Source organism: Dactylosporangium sp. NPDC000521, assembly GCF_042898305.1.
Classification (GTDB): Bacteria; Actinomycetota; Actinomycetes; order Mycobacteriales; family Micromonosporaceae; genus Dactylosporangium.
Genome location: NZ_JBIAYW010000041.1, coordinates 1 through 22,174 on the forward strand (window position 1 = coordinate 1; position 22,174 = coordinate 22,174).

25 protein-coding genes and 1 pseudogene are annotated in these 22,174 nt (G+C 70.2%); 20 read left to right on the forward strand and 6 right to left on the reverse strand.

The annotated features are described in order from the left end of the window. The first annotated feature begins 164 nt into the window (after window positions 1–164). Window positions 165–302 (forward strand): hypothetical protein, encoded by a 138-nt coding sequence (locus tag ACFY3L_RS52720; RefSeq protein WP_389342913.1) that lies wholly within the window; start codon window positions 165–167, stop codon window positions 300–302. A gap of 120 nt (window positions 303–422) precedes the next feature. Here the strand turns inward: ACFY3L_RS52720 and ACFY3L_RS52725 are convergent, their stop codons facing one another. Further along, on the reverse strand, window positions 423–1,823 hold the full coding sequence (locus ACFY3L_RS52725; RefSeq protein WP_389342916.1) for an amidohydrolase family protein: 1,401 nt from the start codon (window positions 1,821–1,823) through the stop codon (window positions 423–425). 157 nt (window positions 1,824–1,980) lie between these two features. Between ACFY3L_RS52725 and ACFY3L_RS52730 the strand changes: the two genes are divergently transcribed. From ACFY3L_RS52730 to ACFY3L_RS52785, 12 genes are all read left to right on the forward strand, one after another. Further along, a complete protein-coding gene (locus ACFY3L_RS52730) occupies window positions 1,981–2,724 on the forward strand; it encodes an FCD domain-containing protein (protein ID WP_389342919.1) in 744 nt (247 codons plus the stop codon). 40 nt (window positions 2,725–2,764) lie between these two features. After that, window positions 2,765–3,439, forward strand: coding sequence for an isochorismatase family protein (locus ACFY3L_RS52735; RefSeq protein WP_389342922.1), 675 nt, complete (start codon window positions 2,765–2,767; stop codon window positions 3,437–3,439). 20 nt (window positions 3,440–3,459) lie between these two features. After that, window positions 3,460–4,221, forward strand: a complete 762-nt coding sequence (locus ACFY3L_RS52740) for an ATP-binding cassette domain-containing protein (protein WP_389342925.1) — start codon at window positions 3,460–3,462, stop codon at window positions 4,219–4,221. Beyond that, window positions 4,218–5,414, forward strand: coding sequence for a sugar ABC transporter permease (locus tag ACFY3L_RS52745; protein ID WP_389342928.1), 1,197 nt, complete (start codon window positions 4,218–4,220; stop codon window positions 5,412–5,414). The genes ACFY3L_RS52740 and ACFY3L_RS52745 overlap by 4 nt, the downstream gene beginning before the upstream one ends. A gap of 58 nt (window positions 5,415–5,472) precedes the next feature. Then, complete coding sequence (locus tag ACFY3L_RS52750; protein ID WP_389342931.1) at window positions 5,473–6,582, forward strand: substrate-binding domain-containing protein; 1,110 nt, start codon at window positions 5,473–5,475, stop codon at window positions 6,580–6,582. A gap of 149 nt (window positions 6,583–6,731) precedes the next feature. Further along, a complete protein-coding gene (locus ACFY3L_RS52755) occupies window positions 6,732–7,442 on the forward strand; it encodes an SDR family NAD(P)-dependent oxidoreductase (protein ID WP_389342934.1) in 711 nt (236 codons plus the stop codon). Then, complete coding sequence (locus ACFY3L_RS52760; protein WP_389342937.1) at window positions 7,439–8,455, forward strand: NAD-dependent epimerase/dehydratase family protein; 1,017 nt, start codon at window positions 7,439–7,441, stop codon at window positions 8,453–8,455. The genes ACFY3L_RS52755 and ACFY3L_RS52760 overlap by 4 nt, the downstream gene beginning before the upstream one ends. Window position 8,456: 1 nt before the next feature. Then, a complete protein-coding gene (locus tag ACFY3L_RS52765) occupies window positions 8,457–8,837 on the forward strand; it encodes a RidA family protein (protein WP_389343054.1) in 381 nt (126 codons plus the stop codon). A gap of 2 nt (window positions 8,838–8,839) precedes the next feature. Continuing rightward, the gene (locus tag ACFY3L_RS52770) at window positions 8,840–9,514 is read left to right on the forward strand and encodes an orotidine 5'-phosphate decarboxylase / HUMPS family protein (RefSeq protein ID WP_389343057.1); all 675 of its coding nucleotides are present in this window, start codon (window positions 8,840–8,842) and stop codon (window positions 9,512–9,514) included. Next, entirely contained in the window at window positions 9,511–10,077 is a 567-nt protein-coding gene (gene hxlB, locus ACFY3L_RS52775) for a 6-phospho-3-hexuloisomerase (RefSeq protein WP_389342940.1), read from the forward strand. The genes ACFY3L_RS52770 and hxlB overlap by 4 nt, the downstream gene beginning before the upstream one ends. An 83-nt stretch (window positions 10,078–10,160) precedes the next feature. Beyond that, window positions 10,161–10,862, forward strand: a complete 702-nt coding sequence (locus ACFY3L_RS52780) for a cyclase family protein (RefSeq protein WP_389342943.1) — start codon at window positions 10,161–10,163, stop codon at window positions 10,860–10,862. After that, window positions 10,862–11,893, forward strand: a complete 1,032-nt coding sequence (locus tag ACFY3L_RS52785) for an acetamidase/formamidase family protein (RefSeq protein ID WP_389342945.1) — start codon at window positions 10,862–10,864, stop codon at window positions 11,891–11,893. Before ACFY3L_RS52780 ends, ACFY3L_RS52785 begins: the two co-directional genes overlap by 1 nt. Before the next feature lie 176 nt (window positions 11,894–12,069). Here ACFY3L_RS52785 and ACFY3L_RS52790 read toward each other — a convergent pair whose 3' ends face one another. After that, on the reverse strand, window positions 12,070–12,654 hold the full coding sequence (locus tag ACFY3L_RS52790; protein WP_389342947.1) for a TetR/AcrR family transcriptional regulator: 585 nt from the start codon (window positions 12,652–12,654) through the stop codon (window positions 12,070–12,072). A 217-nt stretch (window positions 12,655–12,871) separates the two neighbouring features. Here ACFY3L_RS52790 and ACFY3L_RS52795 point away from each other — a divergent pair, with 217 nt between their 5' ends. Next, a complete protein-coding gene (locus tag ACFY3L_RS52795) occupies window positions 12,872–14,215 on the forward strand; it encodes an MFS transporter (RefSeq protein WP_389342950.1) in 1,344 nt (447 codons plus the stop codon). 140 nt (window positions 14,216–14,355) lie between these two features. On the opposite strand, the gene ACFY3L_RS52800 is transcribed toward ACFY3L_RS52795, so the two are convergent. Beyond that, complete coding sequence (locus ACFY3L_RS52800) at window positions 14,356–15,405, reverse strand: NADP-dependent oxidoreductase (RefSeq protein ID WP_389342953.1); 1,050 nt, start codon at window positions 15,403–15,405, stop codon at window positions 14,356–14,358. A 90-nt stretch (window positions 15,406–15,495) separates the two neighbouring features. Between ACFY3L_RS52800 and ACFY3L_RS52805 the strand changes: the two genes are divergently transcribed. After that, entirely contained in the window at window positions 15,496–16,080 is a 585-nt protein-coding gene (locus ACFY3L_RS52805; protein ID WP_389342956.1) for a TetR/AcrR family transcriptional regulator, read from the forward strand. A 496-nt stretch (window positions 16,081–16,576) separates the two neighbouring features. Here ACFY3L_RS52805 and ACFY3L_RS52810 read toward each other — a convergent pair whose 3' ends face one another. Continuing rightward, the gene (locus ACFY3L_RS52810; RefSeq protein ID WP_389342959.1) at window positions 16,577–16,771 is read right to left on the reverse strand and encodes a hypothetical protein; all 195 of its coding nucleotides are present in this window, start codon (window positions 16,769–16,771) and stop codon (window positions 16,577–16,579) included. Between the two features lie 47 nt (window positions 16,772–16,818). On the opposite strand from ACFY3L_RS52810, the gene ACFY3L_RS52815 reads away from it, so the two are divergent. The 3 genes from ACFY3L_RS52815 (at window position 16,819) to ACFY3L_RS52825 (ending at window position 18,879) form a co-directional block, all read left to right on the forward strand. Then, complete coding sequence (locus ACFY3L_RS52815) at window positions 16,819–17,226, forward strand: hypothetical protein (protein ID WP_389342962.1); 408 nt, start codon at window positions 16,819–16,821, stop codon at window positions 17,224–17,226. Beyond that, window positions 17,223–18,140 (forward strand): NAD-dependent epimerase/dehydratase family protein, encoded by a 918-nt coding sequence (locus tag ACFY3L_RS52820; RefSeq protein WP_389342965.1) that lies wholly within the window; start codon window positions 17,223–17,225, stop codon window positions 18,138–18,140. The genes ACFY3L_RS52815 and ACFY3L_RS52820 overlap by 4 nt, the downstream gene beginning before the upstream one ends. Window positions 18,141–18,273: 133 nt before the next feature. Further along, the gene (locus ACFY3L_RS52825; RefSeq protein WP_389342969.1) at window positions 18,274–18,879 is read left to right on the forward strand and encodes a hypothetical protein; all 606 of its coding nucleotides are present in this window, start codon (window positions 18,274–18,276) and stop codon (window positions 18,877–18,879) included. Window positions 18,880–19,065: 186 nt separating this feature from the next. On the opposite strand, the pseudogene ACFY3L_RS52830 reads toward ACFY3L_RS52825, so the two are convergent. After that, window positions 19,066–19,197, reverse strand: a pseudogene (locus ACFY3L_RS52830) (helix-turn-helix domain-containing protein); the annotation flags it as partial. Window positions 19,198–19,234: 37 nt separating this feature from the next. On the opposite strand from ACFY3L_RS52830, the gene ACFY3L_RS52835 reads away from it, so the two are divergent. After that, window positions 19,235–19,597 (forward strand): hypothetical protein, encoded by a 363-nt coding sequence (locus ACFY3L_RS52835; RefSeq protein WP_389342972.1) that lies wholly within the window; start codon window positions 19,235–19,237, stop codon window positions 19,595–19,597. 21 nt (window positions 19,598–19,618) lie between these two features. On the opposite strand, the gene ACFY3L_RS52840 is transcribed toward ACFY3L_RS52835, so the two are convergent. Further along, window positions 19,619–20,620 carry an LLM class flavin-dependent oxidoreductase gene (locus ACFY3L_RS52840; RefSeq protein WP_389342975.1) on the reverse strand — a complete coding sequence of 334 codons (1,002 nt, stop codon included), beginning with the start codon at window positions 20,618–20,620 and terminating at the stop codon, window positions 19,619–19,621. Window positions 20,621–20,824: 204 nt separating this feature from the next. Between ACFY3L_RS52840 and ACFY3L_RS52845 the strand changes: the two genes are divergently transcribed. Continuing rightward, on the forward strand, window positions 20,825–22,132 hold the full coding sequence (locus tag ACFY3L_RS52845) for a M20/M25/M40 family metallo-hydrolase (RefSeq protein ID WP_389342978.1): 1,308 nt from the start codon (window positions 20,825–20,827) through the stop codon (window positions 22,130–22,132). Window positions 22,133–22,174 lie beyond the last annotated feature (42 nt).

Consider the following 22,174-nt stretch of genomic DNA (forward strand, 5'->3'; position numbering starts at 1 on the left):
CTCGAACAGGCCACCGCTCCCGCAGCGACCGGCCTTCCAGCAGCACAAAGCTAAACAAAATCAAGAAACTGTCTCAGTTGACTTGACAGGTTCCGATCCGTACGAGTTCGAAACCGCCGCGCACGGGCGATGTCGACCGGGACCATATCTTCGGCACGCTGGGCGTGCGGTGGCTGCACACCGGTGGCATGTACGCGGCCCTGTCGGAGACGGCGGCGCAGGCAGTGGTGGCCGCGATGACGGCCGGCCTCGCCGAGGTGGAGGCGCTGATGCGCGGCGCCGGCGCCCGCGTCCAGCGCTGACTGGCGTGAACCAGGCAGGGCGGCCGGTGGCCACGCCGGCGTGTGCGGGAGCACGCCGGAGTGGCCACCGAACGATGTCAGCTGGAGTCGGCGGGGGAGGGTCGCCCGGCTCTGGTGCGGTCAGGCCCAGGAGCCGAGCTGGATGGGGTTCTGCGGGAGGAACTCCCCGTTGTGCTCGCCGACGAACCTGCCGTCGCGTGCGACGACCTGCCCGCGCACCAGTGTCACGACAACGCGTCCTTGACCGGGGATGTCGCCGTACGGTTGGTAGTCGCTGCCCCACGAGGCGGGTTCGCTGGGCCACGTCCAGGCCGCGTCGGGGTCGACGACGATGATGTCCGCGTCGGAGCCGATGCGGATGATGCCCTTGCGCGGGAAGAGCCCGAAGGTCTCGGCCGGGCCTCGCGCGGTGATCCTGGCGAAGTCGACGAGGGAGAGGCGCTTGTCCGTGATCGCCCGCGTCCACAGCATCGGCATGCGCGCGTCGATCCCTGGCGCACCCGCGGCCATGTTGGTGAAGTCGTCCGCGTCCGGGTGCTTGTGGCACTGTCCGTACGCGCAGTGGTCCGAGCCGACGCAACTGAGCTCGCCCGTCGCCAGCGCGTTCCAGAGGTCGTCCTGGTCGGCGCTGCCGCGGATCGGTGGGGTGATGACGTACATCCACCTGTTCTTGCCCTGGTACACCGAGTCGTCGAAGACCAGGTAATGAGTGCACGTCTCGGCGCGGACGGTGGTGCCGAGCTTCGCGGCGCGGCGGAGGGCTTCCAGGCCGGCGTGGCCGGACACGTGGAAGATGAAGATCGGCACGCCGTGGTCGCGCGCGTAGAGAGATACGAGATCGATCGCCGCCTCCTCGGCCAGGCCGGGCCTCGAGTCCGGGAACTCCTCGATGCCCGGCCCGGCGGCGGAAACCGTGCGATGGGTGGCGTCCGCGATGAGTTCGTGGTTCTCCGCGTGGAATCCCGCCAGGCCGTCGATGTCGGCGATGGCGTCCATGATGCGGTAGATCTCGCCGTCGGTCAGGCGCATGTCCTCGTACGTCGTGAAGATCTTGAAGCACCGCAGCCCCAGCTCGGCCAGGCGTGCCACGTCGGACACGGTGTCGGCGTCGGCGCTGGTCAGGATCGGCCGGAACGAGTAGTCGGTTGCGGATCGCCCACGGGCCTGCTCCATGCGCCGCAGTGCCGCGTCGTAGTGGCCCTCCGCCTTGGGGGGAGGAACGAAGTCCAGCACGGTGGTCGTGCCTGAAACGGCCGCGGCGGCCGTCGCGTCGGCGAAGGTGTCGAGGCTGCGGTCGTCGGCGCCGACCGGCCACTGGATGTGCGTGTGGGTGTCGATGCCGCCGGGCAGGACGAAACGGCCGCTCGCGTCGATCGTTTCGGCGGCGACGTGTGGCGTCCCGGGTGCCATGAGCGCGGCGATGCGCCCCCCGTTGATGCCGATGTCGATGTTGACCACGTCGCTGTCGACGACCACGGTGCCACCGACGATGACGGTTTCGAAGTTCTGGTGTTCGCTCATGTTCCCCTCTGAAAGGGCTTCCTCAAATTTGAGGAACCTGTTACGGTTTCGCCAACCCTAAGGCAGAGTTGAAGGGACGGCAATGGCATCTGGCGCGCTACGGGAGCTGGATTCCAGCGGTGACAGGCCTGGTGACGAGGCCTCTTCGGTCACGGAGATGCAGTTTGCGTTGCTGTCTCGACTGGCGGAGGTGACCTATCCGTACGGTGCCCGTCTGCTGCACAAGCATCTGGAGGCGGCCGGGTTCGCCGTCAGCGAGGCCAGCGTCTCGCGGGTGCTGCTGGACCTGGACGACGCCGGGCTGACGTCGCGCGCCGGCTCCAAGGGCCGGCTGATCACCGACGCCGGCCGCCAGCTGGTCCGTGCCATGAGGGAGAGCCGCGACCGCGATGCCGAGCTCGCTCGTGCGCTGGACATCAGCACGATCGAACAAGTCTTCGACCTGCTGCACGCCCGCCGTGGCGTGGAGAGCGAAGCCGCGCGAGCGGCGGCCGAGCACATCACGGATGCGGAGCTCGACGAGCTCAAGGCCCTGCTCGGGCAGCACCGTGACCATCTGATGCGGGGCACCGATGGACGGCAGTGCGCCCTCGTGTTCCACCGGAGAGTCACCCAGATCTCCGGGAACCCTCTGCTCGTCACGCTCGGCAGCACGATCCTCAGCGACCAGCTCGACTACCTCGAGGGTGTGCTGGACGTCGTGGCGGCCTTTCGCGGCTCGGCCGACGAGTCACCGAACGACCACTCGCTCATCTTGGAGGCGCTGGCCGCCCGCGATCCCGACGCCGCGGAGCGCGCGATGCGCAACCACCTCAGCCGGCTGCTGCAGGACCTGAAGGACTTCGCGGCCAGCGACAACACGCCTGCGCTGTCGCGGGTCCTGCGCGTGATGCAGGGCTAGACCCTCGCGACCAACCATGACAAGAAGGAGTGCAATCACCATGCGTCAGCACGCATATGGCGATCCTGAGCTGACCAAGCAGTACCTGGACGCCGGATTCGGCGGCCGCGTCGGCTGGGGCCGGCGCCCGGCCCTGCTTGTCATCGACATGGCCGGTGCCTGGACCCGGACCGACGAGATGATCGGGTCCGACCTCTCCCAGGTGACGAAGTCCATCCAGCAGCTGCTGGACGTCTTCCGGGCCAAGGACCTGCCGCGGTACTTCACCACGATGGCGTTCGACGCGTCGATGCGCGACGTCGGCTCGGTGGCCTCGAAGAAGACCCCGCACCTGCTGAAGATGGCCCGCGGCTCCGAGCGGGTCGCACTGATCCCGGACCTGGACCGCCGCGCGGACGAGCCCCTGATCGAGAAGCCGCGGGGGTCCTCGTTCTTCGGGACGAACCTCACGGCCCAGCTCATCTCCGACGGTGTGGACACTGTGGTCGTCACCGGCTGCTCCACCAGCGGTTGCGTCCGTGCCTCCTGCGAAAGCGCCATCGACCTGAACTTCCGGGTCATCGTGCCACGGCAGGCGGTGGGCGACCGCTGCGAGAGCGCGCACGTGGCCGCGCTCTTCGACATCGACAACCGCTACGGCGACGTCGTCGAACTCGACGACGTGTTGTCCCACCTTGCCGACATGGGCCAGCCGGCACCGCTCTTCCGGCCATGACCGCTCCAAGGGGAGGAACTGTGACCCCTGTACTCGAACTCGAAGCGGTCGGCGTCACCTACGGCGCTGTACGTGCCCTGTCAGGCGTCAACCTCTCGGTCAATCCGGGCGAGGTGCTCGCGCTCGTGGGTGACAACGGCGCCGGAAAGTCGACCCTCGTCAAGGCCATCTCCGGCGCTCGGCCGCCGGACGAAGGGACCATCAGGGTCGCCGGTGAGCCCGTCGTCGTGGACAGCCCGCGCCGAGCGGCGGAACTCGGCATCGCGACGGTCTTCCAGGACCTCGCGCTGTGCGACGACCTCGACGTCGTCAACAACCTGTTCCTCGGCCGGGAGATCCGCAGGAAGCCATGGGGCAACCTCGACCACGCGGCGATGGAACGCCGGACGTGGGAGCTCCTCGGCTCGCTCAACGCCACCACGATCAAGAGTGTCCGTGCCAAGGTGGCCCGCCTCTCCGGTGGGCAGCGGCAGTCCGTGGCGATCGCCCGCGCCCTGGTCGGAAACCCTCAACTGGTCCTGCTGGACGAACCCACCGCGGCGCTCGGTGTGGCGCAGACGGCCGAGGTGCTCGATCTCGTCCGTCGGCTGCGGGACCACGGCATCGGGATCATCCTCATCAGTCACAACATGGCCGACGTGATGGCGGTCAGCGATCGAATCCACGTGTTGCGGCTGGGACAGAGCAACGGTGTCTTCGCTACCGCCCAGGTCACAACCGGCGAGATCGTGGCCGCCATCACCGGGGCTACCACGCGCGCACAGGAAGGGGTGGGCGCGTGACCGTGTCTGTCGCGAAGCGCACCGAAGGTCAGCCGGCTCGGCTCCGGTCCAGGCTCCTGGCCCCGCCCTCGGGCGGGGACCACGGGTTCCGCACGGTCGTCATCGGCATCGTCGGCCTGTGGATCCTGCTCTACGCCTTGAATCCGAGGTTCCTCACGGTCGGCAACCTGAGCAATCTGTTGCTGCAGATCGCAGCGGTGACCGTCCTGTCGATGGGCGCCGTCATCGTGCTGCTGCTCGGCGAGATCGATCTCTCGATGGGCTCCGTGAGCGGCCTGTGCGCCGCGGTGATGGCCGTGGTGAACACCAAGATGGGCGTGCCGGCTCCACTGGCCGTCGTCGCGGCGATCCTCTGCGGCGTGGTCATCGGCCTACTGCACGGTGTGGTCGTCACCAGGTTCGCCGTCCCCTCCTTCGTGGTCACCCTCGGCGGGCTGCTCACTTGGCAGGGTGTGCAACTGGCCGTGCTGGGTGAGCAGGGCAATCTCAACATCACCGACGACTTCATCGCCGGCCTTACGGCAACCTACGTGCCCGACTGGCTCGGCTGGACCGTCACGTTGCTCGCCACGGCGTACCTGTTGTCGTCGGCGATGACCCAGCGGCGGAACCGCAGCGGGCCCTCCGGGCAGAGCGCCCCCTGGTACAAACCGCTGCTGGCCCGCACACCCGTGGCCGCGCTCGTCCTGATCGGCGGGGCGCTGCTCATCAGCCACCGCGGCATCCCTCTCGTGGTGCTGATCGTGCTGGCGGTGGCGACCCTGATGAACTACGTGCTCACCACGCGAAAGGTCGGCCGTCACCTGTACGCCATCGGCTCCAACGCCGAGGCGGCCCGCCGGACCGGCGTCCGCGTGGACAGGATCAAGGTGGCGGCGTTCGCCTGCACGGCGGGCCTTGCCGCCCTCGGCGGCGTCCTCGCGGCCTCCAGGCTGTTCGCGGTGAACCAGTCCTCCGGACAGGGCAGCCTACTGCTGCTCGCGATCGCGGGCGCGGTGATCGGCGGCGTCAGCCTCTTCGGTGGCGTGGGCACCGTCTGGCAGGCACTGCTCGGCTCGCTGCTCATCGGCTCGATCGCCAACGGCATGGACCTGCTGTCGATGCCGTCCTCGTACAAATTCGCCGTCACCGGCGCCGTCCTCGTCCTCGCGGTGATCATCGACGCCACGGCACGCCGCAGGGCTGCCAGGTAGGCGCCGGACTTCCAAATCCCCCAGGAAACCCCCCACATCGCAAAGGGTCAGTCGCATCATGAACATGAACGTAGTCGGCCGCTGGCGAGTCGCCGCGGCAGCATTACTGGTCGTCGCGGCCTCGGGCACTCTTGCTGCCTGCGGGAGTGACGAAGGCTCCGGCGGCGGCAGCTCGTCGCCGACCATCGCCTACCTCGCCCCGGAGACCATCACGCCGCGGTACGAAGCCATCGAGAAGCCGGCGCTGACGAAGCGTCTCAAGGAGATCTGCCCCGACTGCCGGCTGATCACCGCGAACGCCAACTCTGACGCGTCGGAGCAGTTGCGCCAGGCCGAGAACGTGATCGCCGACGGCGCGAAGGTCATCATCACCAACCCGGTCGACAGCAAAGCCGCCGCCGGCATCGCGGCGCGGGCCGCGGCCAGCGACGTCGCCGTCGTGTCCCTGGGTCGTCTCATCCAGAACGCCACGGTGGCGTGGAGCCTGACCATGGACACCGTCCAGGCGGGCAAGGACAAGGCCACCTCGCTCGCCGAGGCGCTGGCCGAACAGGGGCATCCGCAGGGGCCGATCGTCATGATCAACGGCGCGCCGGGTGACACCGACGACGCCAAGATGAAACAGGGGGCTGAGGAGGTCTTCAAGGCGAAGGGGATCCAGGTCGCCATGCGCTTCGACACGCCCCAGTGGGACCCGTCGAAGGCGCAGCAACAGATGGACCAGGCGATCACCGCGCTCGGGCCCCAGGGCTTCTACGGCGTCTACTCCAGCAACGACGGCATGGCGGGCGGCGCCATCGCCGCCATGAAGTCGGCCAACATCGACCCCCGCACGCGCCCGGTGACCGGTCTCGACAACGACGTGGCCGCCCTGCAGCGCATCGTCGCCGGAGAGCAGTACATGACCGAGTTCCAGGACATCGTCGACGAGGCGACCAAGGCGGCCGAGGTCGCGCTGGCCCTCGGCCGCGGCGAGAAGGTGCCCGACCAGTACAAGGAGACGACGGTCAACAACGGCAAGGGCGACGTGCCGACCTACCTCTTCGAGATCGGCCCCATCACGCAGAAGAACATCAAGCAGTTCTTCGACGACAAGAAGCTCGACGCCGCCAAGGTCTGCACGGGCAACTTCGTCCAGGACTGCCAGAAGTTGGGGATCACGCCCTAGCCGGCGGGGTCCGCGGATGCGGCCCGGCGTTCCAGGGGCGCATCCGCGGACCATCCGCAGCACGGGCTCGGTATGCGACGGGTTTGAGTAGGACGAGGATGAGTGCAGAACAACACGCTCCTGTCGGGCAACGCCTGCAGGGGCGAACGGTGATCGTGACCGGAGCGGCTTCGGGAATCGGCGAGGCGGTGGTGCACCGGCTCATCGCGGAAGGTGCGGGTGTCGTCGCGCTCGATCTGCAACCGACCGTCGCGCGGGACTGGCCGGGGCCCGTCGAAGGCAGGGTCGGGGACGTCACCTCCATCGACGACCTCACCTCGTGCATCGACGCTGCGGTGCGGCGGTTCGGCCGGCTGGACGGCGTGGTGGCGGCGGCCGGGATCGCCCAGGCGGGCTCGGTGGGCGCCCTCACCCCCGACGGATGGCGGCGCGTCATCGAGGTGAACCTCACGAGCGTGTACCTGCTGGCGCACAAGGTGGTGCCGCGCTTCGCCGAGGTCGGTGGGGGCTCCTTCGTTGCCATCGCGTCACAGGTGGGCCAGGTCGGATACCCGGACAACGCGGGGTACTGCGCCGCCAAGGCCGGTGTGATCAACCTGATGCGGTCGATCGCCATCGACTACGGCGCACGGGGCGTGCGTGCCAACGCCGTCTGCCCCGGGCCGATCGACACGCCCATGACACAGGTCGGCTTCGCCCAGACCGGCGAGGACTACAGCGTGGTCACCGCCCGCGTCCCGGCCGGCCGAATGGGGAGGTCGGAGGAGGTGGCGGCCGGGTGCGCGTACCTGCTGTCGGATGACGCGGGGTACGTCAACGGCACCACGCTGACCATCGACGGCGGCTACACGGCCCAATGACCAGGTCCACCGGCACCGTGCTGCTCACCGGCGGGACCGGCACGCTCGGGCTCAACATCGCCGAGCAGCTCGCGGCGGAAGGGCTGCCCACCCTCGTCGTGGCCGCGCAGCCACCGCCGGCCGAGGCGCTGCGGGTGCTGGGGACATTGCCCACACCGGTGCGATTCGCCGACGGCGACGTGCTCAACCACGACCGCCTGCTGGACCTGATGCGCGCCAATCAGGTGGATACGGTGATCCATGCCGCCGCAGTGACCGCGGATCCGACGATGGAGACTGGGTCCGGCGACACCGTCCTCGAGGTCAACTGCGTCGGTACCCTGCGCGCGCTCAAGGCGGCGGCGGACGCAGGCGTGACACGCTTCGTGTACGTCGGCTCCGTGGCGGCCTACGGCGCTCTCGCGGCCGAGCGGGAAGCGTGGTTCGAAGAGGAGCGGACGCAGGACCGGCCCGCGAACCTGTACGAGATCTCGAAGCAGGCCGCGGAGCTGAGCGCGCTCCGTTACGGCGAACTGCGCGGCATCCAGGTCGTGTCCGCCCGCGTCGGCGACGTGTTCGGCCGGTGGGAGCGGCCGACGCCCACCCGGTCGGTGTTGAGCGGCCCGGTGCAGGTCGTCCTGCGCCACCTGGCCGGCCGGGCGATCGTCCTTCCCGGGCCGGGGGAGCGGTACTGGTTGTACAGCGCCGACGCGGCCCGCGCGATCGTCTGGCTCAGCCGGGTCGATCGCCTCACCCACCGCGTCTACAACGTCGGTGGTACCGATCGGTGGTCGCTGCTGGAGTGGGCCGAGCTCCTGTCGGCGTCGGCCGGAACGGCCAGTGTGACAGTCGACCCGGCGCGGGCCAACGTCCGGCTCGCGGCCGACAACCCGCCGCTTCGCCACGAACGGCTCTGGGCGGACACCCCGTACCGGCAGCGGTTCGACATGCGTTCCGCGTTCGCGGACTACATGGCTTGGGCGCGCAGCGTGCACCTTGCTTTCCAGCCAAACTCATCGAATTGGAGTGATTGACATGTCCGATCGTCGCGCGATTGTGACGAAGGCCGCCGCGGCTCCGACTGCGTCGTTCTCGCAGGGAATCGCGTTCGCCAATATGGTGGTGACGGCGGGACAGATCGGCAGCGACCCCGAGACCGGCGAGCTCAAGGACGGGCTGGCGGAGCAGGTCCGCGCCGCGATCGCCAACCTGACCGCCGTGCTGGCCGCCGAGGGGCTCGGCCTGGCGGACGTCGTGAAGACGACGTGCTTTCTGACGAACATCAACGACTTCGCCGAGTTCGACGCGGCCTATCGGGAGCTGTTTCCCCAGCCGCTGCCAGCGCGGAGCACGTTCGGCGTCGCCCTCGCCGGCGGCCTGCTTTTCGAGATCGAGGCGTGGGCGGTCCGGCCGTGACGATGCGGCTTCAGGTCGCGCTGGACCGGATGTCCGTGGCGCACGCGGTCGAGCTGACCCGTCAGGTGGCCGCGTTCGCCGACTGGATCGAGGTCGGGACGTCGCTGATCAAGGCGAATGGCATGACGGCGGTGGCTGAGGTCGTGGCCGCGGCCGGCACGACGCCGGTCCTGGCCGACACCAAGACCGCCGATGACGCCGTGACCGAGGTCGACATGTGTCACAAAGCGGGGGCGCGGGCGACCAGCGTGCTGGCTCTGGCGCCCGACGACACCATTCGCGCCTGTGTCGCCCGGGCCGGCGACCTGGGCATGGAGACGCTCGTGGACCTGCTGGCGACCGGCGCGGGACGCTTCGACGAGCTGCTCGCTCAGCACTCTGGTCGCCCGGATCTGGTCTGGGCCGCTCACGTCGGCAAGGACCAGCAGCGGCATGGCGCCGCGAACGGTGGACTCGCATGGATCACGCCGCGGTCCGGCGGTCACCGGGTCGCCGTGGCTGGCGGACTCGACCAGCAGCAGGTGGCAGCGCTGACGCAGCTCCACGGCGACCTGCGGGTCATCGTTGGTTCGGCCATCACCAAGGCGGTGGACCCGGCCGCGGCCGCGGCCGCGTTCCGGTCGCTGCTCGCGGCCGGCCCACAGCAGGGCCCGAGTCCACGAGAGGCGACCACATGACCGGCACGACCCATCGCGATCACGTCGACACCATCCTGGCGGAGATCACCGCGTCACTGCGGACACTGGACCCGTCGGGGCTCACCGCCCTCGCCGATGCGGTGCTGCAGAGCGAGCGCGTCTTCGTCACCGGCGAGGGCCGCTCCGGATTCATGGCGAGAGCGTTCGCCATGCGGCTGATGCATCTCGGGACGCAGGTGTACTTCGTCGGCGATACGTGCACCCCGGCGCTCACCGCGGGGGACCTCGTGATCGCGGTGTCCGGGTCGGGCACGACGGCCTCCACGCTGCGCACCGTGCAGGCGGCCGCGGCCAACGGATGCCGCATCGCCGCCGTCACCAGTGACCCCGCATCCGCGCTGGGCACCGCGGCCGAGATCGTGGCGCATGTTCCGGGCGCGACCAAGCACCGCAGGGCGGGCGAACCGTCGAGCATCCAGCCCCTCTCCAGCCTCTTCGACCAGTGCGTCCACCTCACCCTCGACGCCGTCTGCCTGGCCATCGCCACGCGCCGCGACATCGACAACGCGACCGCCGTCAAGGCGCACGCCAACACCGAGTAGCGCCCGGTACGCTCCGCGGCCCCGCACGACCGGCCCCAGCCAAACCCGCCGGACCGTCCCTCGGCACCAGAGAACGGAAACCCATGCCGCAACGAGTCATCGATCTCAGTCTCACCATCCGCGACAACATGCCCGTGCAGGACGCCTTTCAGCGCCCGATCTATGTGACGCTGCAGACGCACGAGAGCAGTCGTGCCTTCGGCGCGGGTACGCCCGACGACCCTCACACGTCGTCCTGGAAGTACCTTGGCATGATCGAGCACACCGGCACCCACGTGGACGCCTTCTTCCACATGAACCCGGCCGGGCAGACGATCGACGAGATGCCCATATCCATGTTTTTCGGCAAGGCCGTCTGCTTCGACATGACCCACATCCCCGACCTCGGTGAGATCACCGTGGCGGACCTCGAGCGCGCGCAGGAGCAGACGGGAATCCACGTCGACGGGCACATCGTGCTGCTGAACACGGGATTCCATCGACGGCACTACCCAGACCAGCGTCTGTTCGACATCAATCCCGGCCTGTCGGTCGAGGCCACCCACTGGCTGGCGGACCACGGCTCGCTCGTGCACGGTGTCGAGGGCCCGTCGACCGACATCATGAGCACGAACCTGTTCCCGAGTCACCGGGTCTGCCGCGACAGAGGCATCACGCACTACGAGTGGCTCGTGAACCTGGAGGAACTCGTCGGGGTCGGGGAGTTCACCTTCTTCGGCGTTCCGCTGCGGCTCGACAAGGGCACCGGCTCGCCGGTTCGGGCGTTCGCCGTCGTCGAGCGGTGATGAGCAGCGCCACCCGCCACACGGTCCCGCTGGAGAACGCGACGCTGCATGGGTCCTTCTCCCGCGACCACCCACCGGCCCGCACCGTCCGATCGGGCGACGCCGTGGAGTTCACTACGCTCGACGGCGACTGGCTGCTGAACCTGCGCAAGGGGCCCCCGGTCGCCCACGGCGACGAGTGGCCAGGACGGCGGCCCGTCGTGGACGCCGGGCACGCCCTCTCCGGCCCCGTGTGTGTCGTGGGCGCGGCGCCCGGGTCGGTCCTCGCTGTGCGGATCGTGGAACTGCGGACCGCCACCTGGGGTTGGAGCCGTGCCGGCGGGCGCGGCGTGCGGCACGATCGACTTCTCGGGGTGGACGACGGCGACGAGCACTACCTCGGCTGGAGCCTCGACACCACGACGCAGACCGCCACGAGCCACGATGGGCACACGGTGGCGATGCGCCCGTTCATGGGCGTCATCGGCGTCGCCCCGGCAGAACCGGGTGTGCACTCGACGCATCCGCCCCGGGCGACGGGCGGCAACATCGACTGCAAGGAGCTGGTGCCGGGCTCGACGCTGTATCTGCCGGTCGCCGTCGACGGCGCCCTGCTCTCGGTCGGCGACGGCCACGCGGCGCAGGGTGATGGTGAGGTCGGGTCGACGGCGATCGAGTGCGGTATGGAGTCCGTCGTCGTGGAGCTGGCGGTGGTACCTGATGTGCGGCTGACGACCCCACGGGCGAGGACACCCGACGCATGGATCACGTTCGGCTTCGCGGAGAGCGTCGACGACGCCGTGTACGAGGCGCTGAGCGACATGACCGCGCTGGTACAGGACCTGTTCGGCTTCGAGCGCAAGGAAGCGCTGAACCTCTGCAGCCAGACGGTTGACCTGCGGGTCACCCAGATCGTCAACGGCGTCCTGGGAGTGCACGCGGCGCTTCCGCACGGCGCGATCCGGCCCAAGGTCGAGGTCGACCCCGCGGCGTGGTGGTCCCGCGTGCCGGCGGCAGCGGACCCGGTCAGGCCGGTGAAAGACATCGATTGAACTGCCGGATCAGCAGGGCACGATGTTCGGGCATGAGCCGCTGGGCATGCTCGACCTCGGTGGTCCCCGCCGATCACCCGGTTGCCGGTCACGTTGCCGCCGGCGGCCCGGCGCCGCTCGCTGACCGGGCAGGACGCCAACTTCAGGTTGCCTTCTGTCCGGCGGCCGGCCAGGTGTCAGGGGCGCGGGAGCAGGCCTTCCATCAGCACGGCGAGGAGGCGTTCTGGGCGGGTGGCGCCTGATGGGTCCTGCTCGCTGGCCCATGCGACGGCGTTGGTGAGCTGGAAGATCTCCGACACGGTGACGTCGGCGCGCAGCGCGCCGGCGTTGATGGCCCGGTCGACCAGGGCGGCGCCGGCGCGGCGCATCGCTTGGTGACAAGCGGTCAGGACGTCGCCGGCTTCCGTCGCGATCAGCTCGCCCGGCAGGCCTCGATACGTGGTGGCGTGCCGGGCGACAGCCTCGAGCCAGGTGCGCAGCGCGTCCTGCGGGGACGGGTCGTCCAGCAGGGCGGTGGCGCGGTCGGCGAGCTCGTCGACCCGGTCTCGCAGCAGTTCGACCAACAGGTCCTGCCGGGTCGGGAAGTGGCGGTAGAGGGTGCCTGGGCCGACCTCCGCCCGTTTGGCCAGCTCGTCGAGCGACGCCGCCGTTCCCGCGGTGGCGAACATCTCCGCGGCAACCGCGAGCAGCTTCGCCCGGTTGCGGCGGGCGTCCGCACGCAGTGGCCGCTCGGTGGGGTCGTCGTTCGTACGCGTTGCCATGGTCGGGCCTCCTGCCGTGCGATGACAGGGCGAATGTACCCGACGAGCTTGCTAATCGGAGACACTCTCCGTACTCTCCGGATTCGGAGGCTGTCTCCGTTTCAGCTTGGGTAAGGGGTGCGTACCTATGTCGTCGCCGGCAACGTCTCAGCAGTCGGCCGGGGGGAGTGCGGAGGCCTCACTCGCCGGCCCGAAGCGACCTGGCGTCGCTCTGACGGTGATCATCGCCTGCCAGTTGCTGGTGGTGCTCGATGCGACCGTCGTCAATGTCGCGCTTCCCAGGATCCAGGCCGACCTGGGCTTCGGGCCGGCCGATCTGTCTTGGATACTCACCGCCTATACGCTGGCGTTCGGGGGCCTGTTGTTGCTCGGCGGCCGGGCCGGTGACATCCTGGGCCGTCGGCGCGTCTTCGTCGCTGGTGTCATCCTGTTCACCGCCGCCTCCCTGCTGGGCGGCCTCGCGACCTCGCCCGGGACGCTGCTGGCCGCGCGGGCGCTGCAGGGCGTGGGCGCGGCCTTCGCGGCACCGAGCACGCTGGCGCTGATCGCCACCAACTTCCCCGACGGCACCGAACGCAACAAGGCGCTGGGTATCTTTTCCACCATCGCCGGTTTCGGTATGACGGCCGGGCTCATCCTGTCGGGCGTGCTCGTCGCGGCCGGCTCCTGGCGGCTCGTCATGTTCATCAACGTCCCGATCGGACTGGCGATCGCTGTGCTGGCCCCGCGCTTCGTCGCCGAGCCGCAGCGGCACAGTGGCCAGTTCGATGTGATCGGCGCGCTGACCTCCACCGTCGGCATGACCGCGCTGGTGTACGGGTTCATCCAGGCCGCCACCGCCGGCTGGACGAGCAGCACGACGATCATCTCTTTCGCCATCGCTATTGTGCTGCTGGCGGCCTTCCTGATCGACCAGGCCCGCGCGACTCAGCCGATCATGCCGCTGCGCCTGTTCTCGATCCGCAACCGTGCCGCCGCCTACCTCAACATGCTGCTCCTGCCGGCGACCACGGCCAGCATGTTCTACTTCCTGCTGCAGTACCTGCAGGACGTCAAGGGCTACAGCCCCCTGATCGCCGGCGTGGCGTTCATCCCGCTGGCCGTGGTGCTGTTCCTCGCCGCAAGGCGTGCGCCCAAGCTGCTGCCCCGCTACGGCGCGCGGCCCATCATGATCACTGGCACAGCCCTGATCACCGTCGCCATCATCGCGCTGTCGCTGCTCGAGGCTTCCAGTAGCTACTGGGTCGCGGTGCTGGTGCCGACCATGCTGTTCGGTGCCGGGGTAGGCCTGTCCTTCATGCCGCTCAACATGACGATCCTGGCCGGTGTCGACCCGAAGGATGCGGGCGCGGCGTCCGGCCTCCTCCAGGCCATGCAGCAGGTCGGTGCGTCGCTGGGCCTGGCCATCCTGGTGACCGCGTTCAACGCGGTCTTCAACGGTAACAATGCCGACCATGCGTCGTTCACCGCGGGCGTGTCCCGGGCCCTCGAGGTGAGTGCCGTCTTCAGCGGCCTCGCCCTGCTCATTGCCCTCTTCGTCATCCGGACCAAGAAATCCTGACAGCATGATCTAGGTTGATCGTCCCTTGTGGACGATGAGCTACGGTGTCGGCCGTGCGGCGTGACTCGGGTCTGGCGATGGCGCAGAGGCCGGAGCGTCGCCGACCGGTCGGGCGGCCGCGGCCTTGGGGGCCGCGCCGTTCAGTCCGGCGCGACAGCGAGCACGATCTTGCCCTGGATGTGGCCACGCTCGGCGCGTTCGTGGGCTTTGGCGGCGTCGGCGAGGGGATAGGTGCTGTCGAGGCCGACGCGGAGACTGCCGTCGTCGAGCAACCGGGCGAGGTGGGCCAGTTGGGCGCCGTCGGACCGCACCTGGCCTGAACGGAACGTGATCCCGCGCGCCGAGGCATCCTCGCGGTGAAAGTCACCATAGAAGATCGGGCTGATCACCCCACCGTCGCGCAGTGCCGGCAGCAGCCGGTAGGCCTGTGGGCCGCCGACGGTATCGAAGAGGTGGTCGACATCGTGGACCGCCTCGGCGGGGCTCTGCCGCGTGTAGTCCACGAATCGCTCGGCGCCGAGGCTGCGCAGGAACGTCTCGTGCCGGCCCGAGGCGACCGCGACGACCGTAGCACCCTGCAACCGGGTGAGCTGGGTCAGGAAGTGCCCGACGCCGCCGGCCGCGCCGTTGACCAGCACGGTGCGGCCGGCCAATGCCGTGCCGGGCAGCGCGTCGGCGCCGGGCACGAGCGGTGTGAAGTCGCGTGGCTCGGCGCCGGTCAGCCCCGTGCCGAGGCCGCCGAACAGCTGCTGGTACGCGGTGAGCCCGGCCATCGGCACGCCGGCGGCCTCCACGTGGCTCACGCCGGCGGGCTTGGCGGCGAGATGGTCCTCGGGTGCGGTGGCGTATTCGGCGTACGCCCGCGCGCCGTTGCCCAGCGAGGGAAAGCGCACCATGCCGAAGACGGCGTCGCCGACCTGCCAGCGAGTCACACCGGGGGCAACCGCCACGACGGTGCCGGAGAGGTCCGAGCCGGGGATCGCGGGTAGGGGGATCTTCGGGCGCAGCTCGGGTGGGATCGCAGCGAAGCCCCTGCGCGCGTACCAGTCGGGCGGGTTGACCCCGGCGGCATGCACACGAACCAGCACCTCGCCGTGGGCCGGCTCGGGTACCGGCACCGCTTCGTAGGTCAGCACCTGCGGCCCGCCCTGCTCGTGGTACTGGATCGCCATCATCGTGCCGTCTCGCATCGTCGCCTCCGGATCGCTACTATGTGGAGCACTGCTCCGCTAGCATGCGGAGCGGTGCTCCGGTTGTCAATATTCAGGAATGGACAAAGGTTGGTTGAGTCCGGGGCGCGTGCGCCGCGTGCGGACGCGCAGCGCAACTACGAGCGCATCCTCGACGTCGCCCGCACCGTCATCGAGGAGCAGGGCACGCAGGCGTCCCTGCGTGACGTCGCGCGACGCTCCGGCGTCGGGCTGGGCACGCTCTACCGGCATTTTCCGAGTCGAGACGCGCTCCTGGAGGCCCTGCTCCGCCGCCGGTTCGACCATCTCGCCGAACGGGCCGAAGTGCTGGCCGACAGCTGTCCGCCGTGGGAGGCGCTGACGCGGTGGCTCGACGAGTTCGTCGCGGGCGCCGGGCGGTACCGTGGTCTGCCCGAGTCGATCATGGCAACGCTGCGCGACGACGACTCACCGCTGCACGCCGCGTGCCTCGGCATGCGCCGCTCCGGGGGCGCCCTGCTGCAGCGCGCACAGCTCGCCGGTCAGGTACGGGCGGACGTCACCGCAGTCGACTTGTTCGCGCTGGCGAACGCGGTCGGCTGGATCGCCGAGCAGGACCCGGCGCTGACCGGGCGGCGCGAGCACCTCCTGGCGCTCGTGCTGGACGGGCTCGGTGCGCGGCCGCGGCAGGCGTAGCCGATCGGCCCCGGTCATCCCGAGGCCGCCGCGCCGGCGTGTTCGCGTCCAGGACGGTCAGGCCACCGCCATCGCCGCTGCCACCGCCCGGTCCGCCAGCCGGGCGCGGATCGTGGCCGCCGCGCGCTCGACGTCGTCCGCGGCGCCGTGTCGCGGGGCGGCGAGGAAGCCGGTGCCGCGCAGCGGCGCGGCGGCGGCCCGCGGGTACAGCCAGGCATGGAAGTGCCGGACCCGGTCCCGGGTGGAGACGAGATGTACCCGCTCCGCGTCGACCGCTGCACGACGGGTTCCGGTGGCGGAGCCGGGTGGGTGCGCCGTGGCGGGACGTGCCGGCGGAGTGTGCGCCGTGGCAGACGGTGTACTGGTTGTTCCTCGCGCCCGGCAACGAGCGGCCGGGTGGTGGTCGCGCCGGGATTCATCCTGGTGTACCGCAAGTCCGCGCCGGCGCAGGAGAACCTACCCGGCTACAGCGTGACGTTCCAGCCGCTGGACGACGTCACGCCGTGATGCGGGCGGCGAGGCCCTGCAGGGTCCGCACCTCGTCCAGGTTCAGCGGGCCGGCCAGGTGCGCCTTCAGCGCCGGGGCGAGCACCTTGGCGGCCTTCCGGAGCGCCGCGGCGCCCTCGTCGGTGAGCACGGCGTCGGTGCTGCGCCGGTCGGAGCGGGACAGTTCGCGAGTGAGGTAGCCCACCTCCTCCATCCGGTTGGCGAGCCGGCTGATCCCGCATCGCGGGCGTCGTGCAGACGCTCGGCTGGGTCCGCTGGCCGCTCGTCGTGCCGTCGCTGTCCGACGCGTGGTCCGCCGCACCCGCGGACGGCGTGCAGCGCCAGGTCATCGCCGGGGACTTCGACACGCTCAACCTGTACGCGGGCGGCGCCCTCGGTGAACACCTCGGCTGGCTCTTCCAGGGGCTGTGGGCGATCGGCGTCGCCTGGTGGCTGCTGCGCGGCGGGTCGCGGGTGCTCGGCGGCACCGGCCTGGCGCTCGCGGTGACCTGGACTGCGGCGTTCCTGCTGCCCGTCTTCGCGCCCGGCCTGCCGCTGGACACCGCAGGGTTCACCGCGTACGGGATGTGGATGGTCTGGCTGGTCGCTCTGGCCGTCCGCGTCTGGCGTGCTCGCGCGCTTGTGGAGCGTGCCGCGTGACGGCCGTCGTGCTCGGCGCGGCCGGCGGGATCGGCTCCCATCTCGTCGAGGCCCTCACCGCCGCGGGCCGCGACGTCCGAGCCGTCAGCCGTGCACCGCTGCCCGGCGGCGGGGCGGTCGCCGACCTGCGCGACCCCGCCCAGGTGCGGGCGGCCGTCGCCGGGGCCACGGTCGTGTTCCACGCCGCGCAGCCCGCATACACGCGCTGGCCGCAGGAGTTCCCCGCCCTCACCGAGACCATCGCCGACGCCACCGCGGCCGCCGGCGCCCGGCTCGTCCTCGTCGACAACCTCTACATGTACGGGCCGGCCACCGCCCCCATGACGGAGTCCCTGCCCTACGCGGCCACCGACCCGAAGGGCCGCACCCGCGCCGTGATGGCCACGGCGCTGCTCGACCGGCACCGCGCCGGCACGCTCGACGTCGTCATCGGCCGCGCCTGCGACTACTACGGCCCGCGCGGCGTCGGCAGCGTCGCCGGCGAGACCCTCTTCGGCCCCGCACTCACCGGCGCGCCGGCAAGGCTGCTCGGCGCGCTCGACCAACCGCACACCTGGTCCTACCTGCCGGACGTCGCGGCCGCCCTCATCCGGCTCGCCGACGCCCCGCAGGCCGGCGGCCGGGCCTGGCACCTGCCCGCCGCCGAGCCGCTCACCCAGCGCGAGCTCGTCACCCTGGTGTACCGGGCGGCCGGCCACCAACCGCGGATGTCGGTCCTGCCCGGACCCCTGCACCGGCTCACCGGCGCCTTCCATCCGATGCTGCGCGAGCTGTACAGCACCCGCTGGCAGTTCACCGGCCCGTTCACCGTCGACTGGGGCGCCTACGCCCGCGAGATCGGTCCCTTCACCCCGACCCCGCACAGCTCGGCGATCCGCGCCACGCTGCGCTGGTACGCCAACCGAGCGGGGTAATCTCGGCTTCATCACCATGCTGCGGCTTGACCCAGTGGTGTGCGCCGCCGGGTGGCGCGGCCGTAACGCTCGCCCGCCTCTCCCGTGCGCCGGGCCCTTGGCACCACGGTGACGACGCTCGATGATGGAGGGCATGACGGCCGGCGGGGAGTGCGTGCTGTGGAGTCACGACGACGACACCCTGCGGACCGGCCGGCCACGCGCCCTGGTGGCGGGCGTCGGGCTGCTCATCGTCGGGCTGCTGCTCACCGTCGCCGTGCTGGTCGGCGGCTTGCGGACCCGCGCCGTCGCGACGGTGCTCGTGCTGTCCGTGTTCGCCGGCATCGGGCTGGTGCTCGTGCACCTGCTGCGGTCCCGCCGGCGGACCATCATCCGGATGTGGACTGATCCCACCCGGCCGGGTGTCGTCATGATGCGCCGCGACGACGGCGTGATCCGGACGCTCAACCCGGCCCGGATCGGGAAGGTCGTACTGGTGCAAACCTCCGGCTCGTACAACGACGCGCGCCCCGGAGAACTGGGCGAGTGGCGCAGTTACCTGCTCACCCGCCTGGCGCTACGATCCGGCCTGACCTGGTACACCACGCCGTACCAGACGCTGCCCAGGGACCGGGCTGCCGGCGTCGGGCCGGACCGGCCGACCTCGCGTGAGGTCGACAGCCGGCTGGTGGCGACGTTCCCGAACGCCCGGATCGCCCAGCGGAGCATCGTCCTGAGCAGCCGGGAGTCCACTGACTGACCCGCGCGCCGGTGCCCGGCCGGGTGGCCCCGGGTGGCGTTCAGCCGCCACCTGCAAGTGGCGCAGCGCCTGCTGCAACGGCACGCTGGAGACCTCGTTGAGGAACGCCAGTTCCCCGGTTTTCTTCCACGCGGTCAGCAGCGCGCTGGTGGCGTGGTAGTTAACCCGTTCCTGGCGCAGTGTCCACGCCTCGGTCCGGGCCTGCAACGCCAGGTTGTAGACCAGTCGGACACACCCGAACGTCCGAGCAAGCTCGGCGGCCTGCCCGGGGGTCGGGTAGAAGCGGTACTTGAATGCCCGCTTCACCGTCCTGGACACGGCTCACACGACAGCGGCCTGGACGGTGAACCTTGCGGTGACAGGCACGCTGATCGGCGACGGCCTGCGTCCGGGTGCGGAGTTCGCGCCGCCGGGGACCCGGATCCGGCGGGTCTACCGCCTCGACCTGACCGGCTCCGCGGCGCCGACCCAGCCGGCGGTCTGGACCGTCATCGACTTCGAGGCCGACGACGCGGACTCCGTGGCGGACGCGCTCGCTGCCGCACTCAACCCGGTCGGCGGCTGGTATGCGGACTTCCGTGACGGTGCGGACCGTGTGATCGTCTACTCGGGCGCCGTGTTCCGCTACGGACCCGGAGATGGGGAGACCCGCGCCGTCGCCATCGCCCACGGTCGTGCCGTCGGAGTCCCGGAGCACCAACTGGACTGGGAGGACTGACGCGGCCTCCTGCCCAGGCGTTCACGCGTGTTGCCAGCCGAGGGCGGGTGCGACCGAGTGCGCCACGTCATGCAGGATCTGCTCGTACTGCGCTCGGTCGAACTCGTACGGCAGCTCGAGGCGAAGCTCGTCGACCTCCTGGACGGCGGCGTCCGCGCGCAGGCGGTCCACGATCTCGGCGCTGGTGCCGACGACGTCCGGGGCGAACAGGGTGCGGCGCTCGCCGTGCGGCCTGTGGGTCCGTTCGCGACGGGCTTCGGCGTAGGCGAGGTATCGCCGGCGGGTCGAGCGGTCGGCGCTGTCCAGCGGGACGATCACGCGGCCGACCGCGATCCGGGCCGGTCGGCCAACGATGGACCGGTACTCGTGGATGTGGGCGAGCTGTGCGGTGACGAAGTCGTCGGTGCCCTCGCCGGAGACGATGTTGCCGCCGAGGAGATTCAGGCCGGCCGACGCCGCCCAGCGCACCGAGCGGAGGCTGCCGCCGCCGTACCAGAGCCGGTCGACGAGGCCCTTGCTGAAGGGCTGCAGCCGGGGTCGCTGCACGTTGCCGGGGGAGTGGATGACCGTGTCCGGCCCGCCGATGAATTCGCCCCGCAGGTTGTCCCGAAGCCGGCTGATGCGATTGTACGACAGGTCGAACGAGCGCCAGTCGCCGTCGAAGACGAGGTCACCGATGAGGTCGGCGTGCGGTGGGGTGCCGGCGCTGAACCCGATCTGGAGCCGGCCTCGCGACAGTACATCGGCCATCGACAGGTCCTCGGCGAGCCGGAACGGGCTTTCGTAGCCGATCGGGATGACGGCCGTGCCGAGCTGCAGGCGGCTGGTGCGCTGACCGGCTGCGGCGAGAAACACGGCTGCGGACCCGACGCCGTGCTCGAGGTGGCGCTGACGGATCCAGCCACCGTCGAAGCCGAGCCGTTCGCCGTACTCGAACAGCTGCAGTGTGGCTTCCAGCCCCGCATACGGGTCGTCATCGGGAAAATTGCCCGGAGTCAAGAAGGCGAGGGTCCGGATGGTCACGGCGACCGCCAGTGGCCGTTGCGTCGAACGATCACCGTCTCCCGGGTCTCCACGCCGGGAACAATATCATATTGTTCTACTAGGAGTTTAGGGTGCGTCTCGGAGGCGGCCGCGGCACTCGGCTGAACGGCGGCAGGCGGGCGACGGGCCGCACAGTAACGCGCGTCTCGGTCGAATATCCTATCAATCTTATAGGATGGTCGGATGACAACGAGCTCCGCCGTGGACGAGGTCGCCACGCTGACGAGCGACCTGATCCGGATAGACACGACGAACACGGGCGACCCGGCGACCCTTGCCGGCGAGCGCGCCGCCGCCGAGTACGTGGCGGAGAAGCTCGCCGAAGTGGGGTTCGAGCCGCAGTACGTCGAGTCGGGACCGAAACGGGGCAACGTCGTCGTCCGGTTGGCGGGTGCCGATCCGGGCCGGGGCGCGCTGCTCGTGCACGGACACCTCGACGTGGTGCCGGCCGACCCCGCCGAGTGGTCTGTGCACCCGTTCTCCGGCGAGATCCGCGACGGCTACGTGTGGGGCCGCGGTGCCATCGACATGAAGCACATGGTCGCCATGAGCCTCGCCGTCGCCCGGCAGTTCAAGCGCGACGGTATCGTGCCGCCGCGCGACGTCGTGTTCGCGTTCCTCGCCGACGAGGAGGCCGGCGGATTCAACGGCGCCCGCCGGCTCGTCCAGCACCACCGGGACCTGTTCGAGGGTGTGACCGAGGCGGTCAGCGAGGTCGGCGGCTTCTCGCTGACCCTCGGCGACGGGGTGCGGGCCTACCTCGTGGAGACAGCGCAGAAGGGCATCATGTGGCTGCGGCTCAAGGTCCGCGGCACCGCCGGGCACGGGTCCATGGTGCACGCGGACAACGCCGTGGCCAAGCTCGCGGCCGCGGTGGCCCGGCTCGACGCCCATCGGTTCCCGATCGTGCTGACCGGCGCGACCCGCGAGTTCCTGGAGGGCGTCGCCGAGCTGACCGGGGTGCCGTTCGATCCCGACGACCCGGAGACGGCCGTCGCCCGGCTCGGCTCGCTCTCCAGGCTCATCGGCGCCACCCTGCGCGACACCGCCAACGTCACCATGTTCAACGCCGGGTACAAGACCAACGTGGTGCCGTCGCTGGCCGAGGCGACGGTCGACGGGCGGATGCTGCCCGGCCGCGAGGCAGCCTTCGAGCAGACCCTCGCCGAGGTGCTCGGGCCGGACGTCGAGCTGGAGTGGGACCAGCTCCCGCCGGTGGAGACCACATTCGACGGGCGCCTCGTCGACGCCATGACCGCCGCGATCTCGGCCGAGGATCCGGGTGCGCGGCTGCTGCCGTACATGCTCTCCGCCGGCACCGACGCCAAATCCTTCCAGCTGCTCGGCATCCGCAACTTCGGCTTCGCCCCGCTGCGCCTGCCGCCGGAGCTGGACTTCACGGCGCTGTTCCACGGTGTCGACGAGCGGGTGCCGGTGGAGGGTCTCGAGTTCGGTACCCGGGTGCTGACCCGTTTCCTCCTCGGCAGCTGAGAGGCCGTCGATGTCGCACGGCAGCGGGGACCCGGTCGGCGC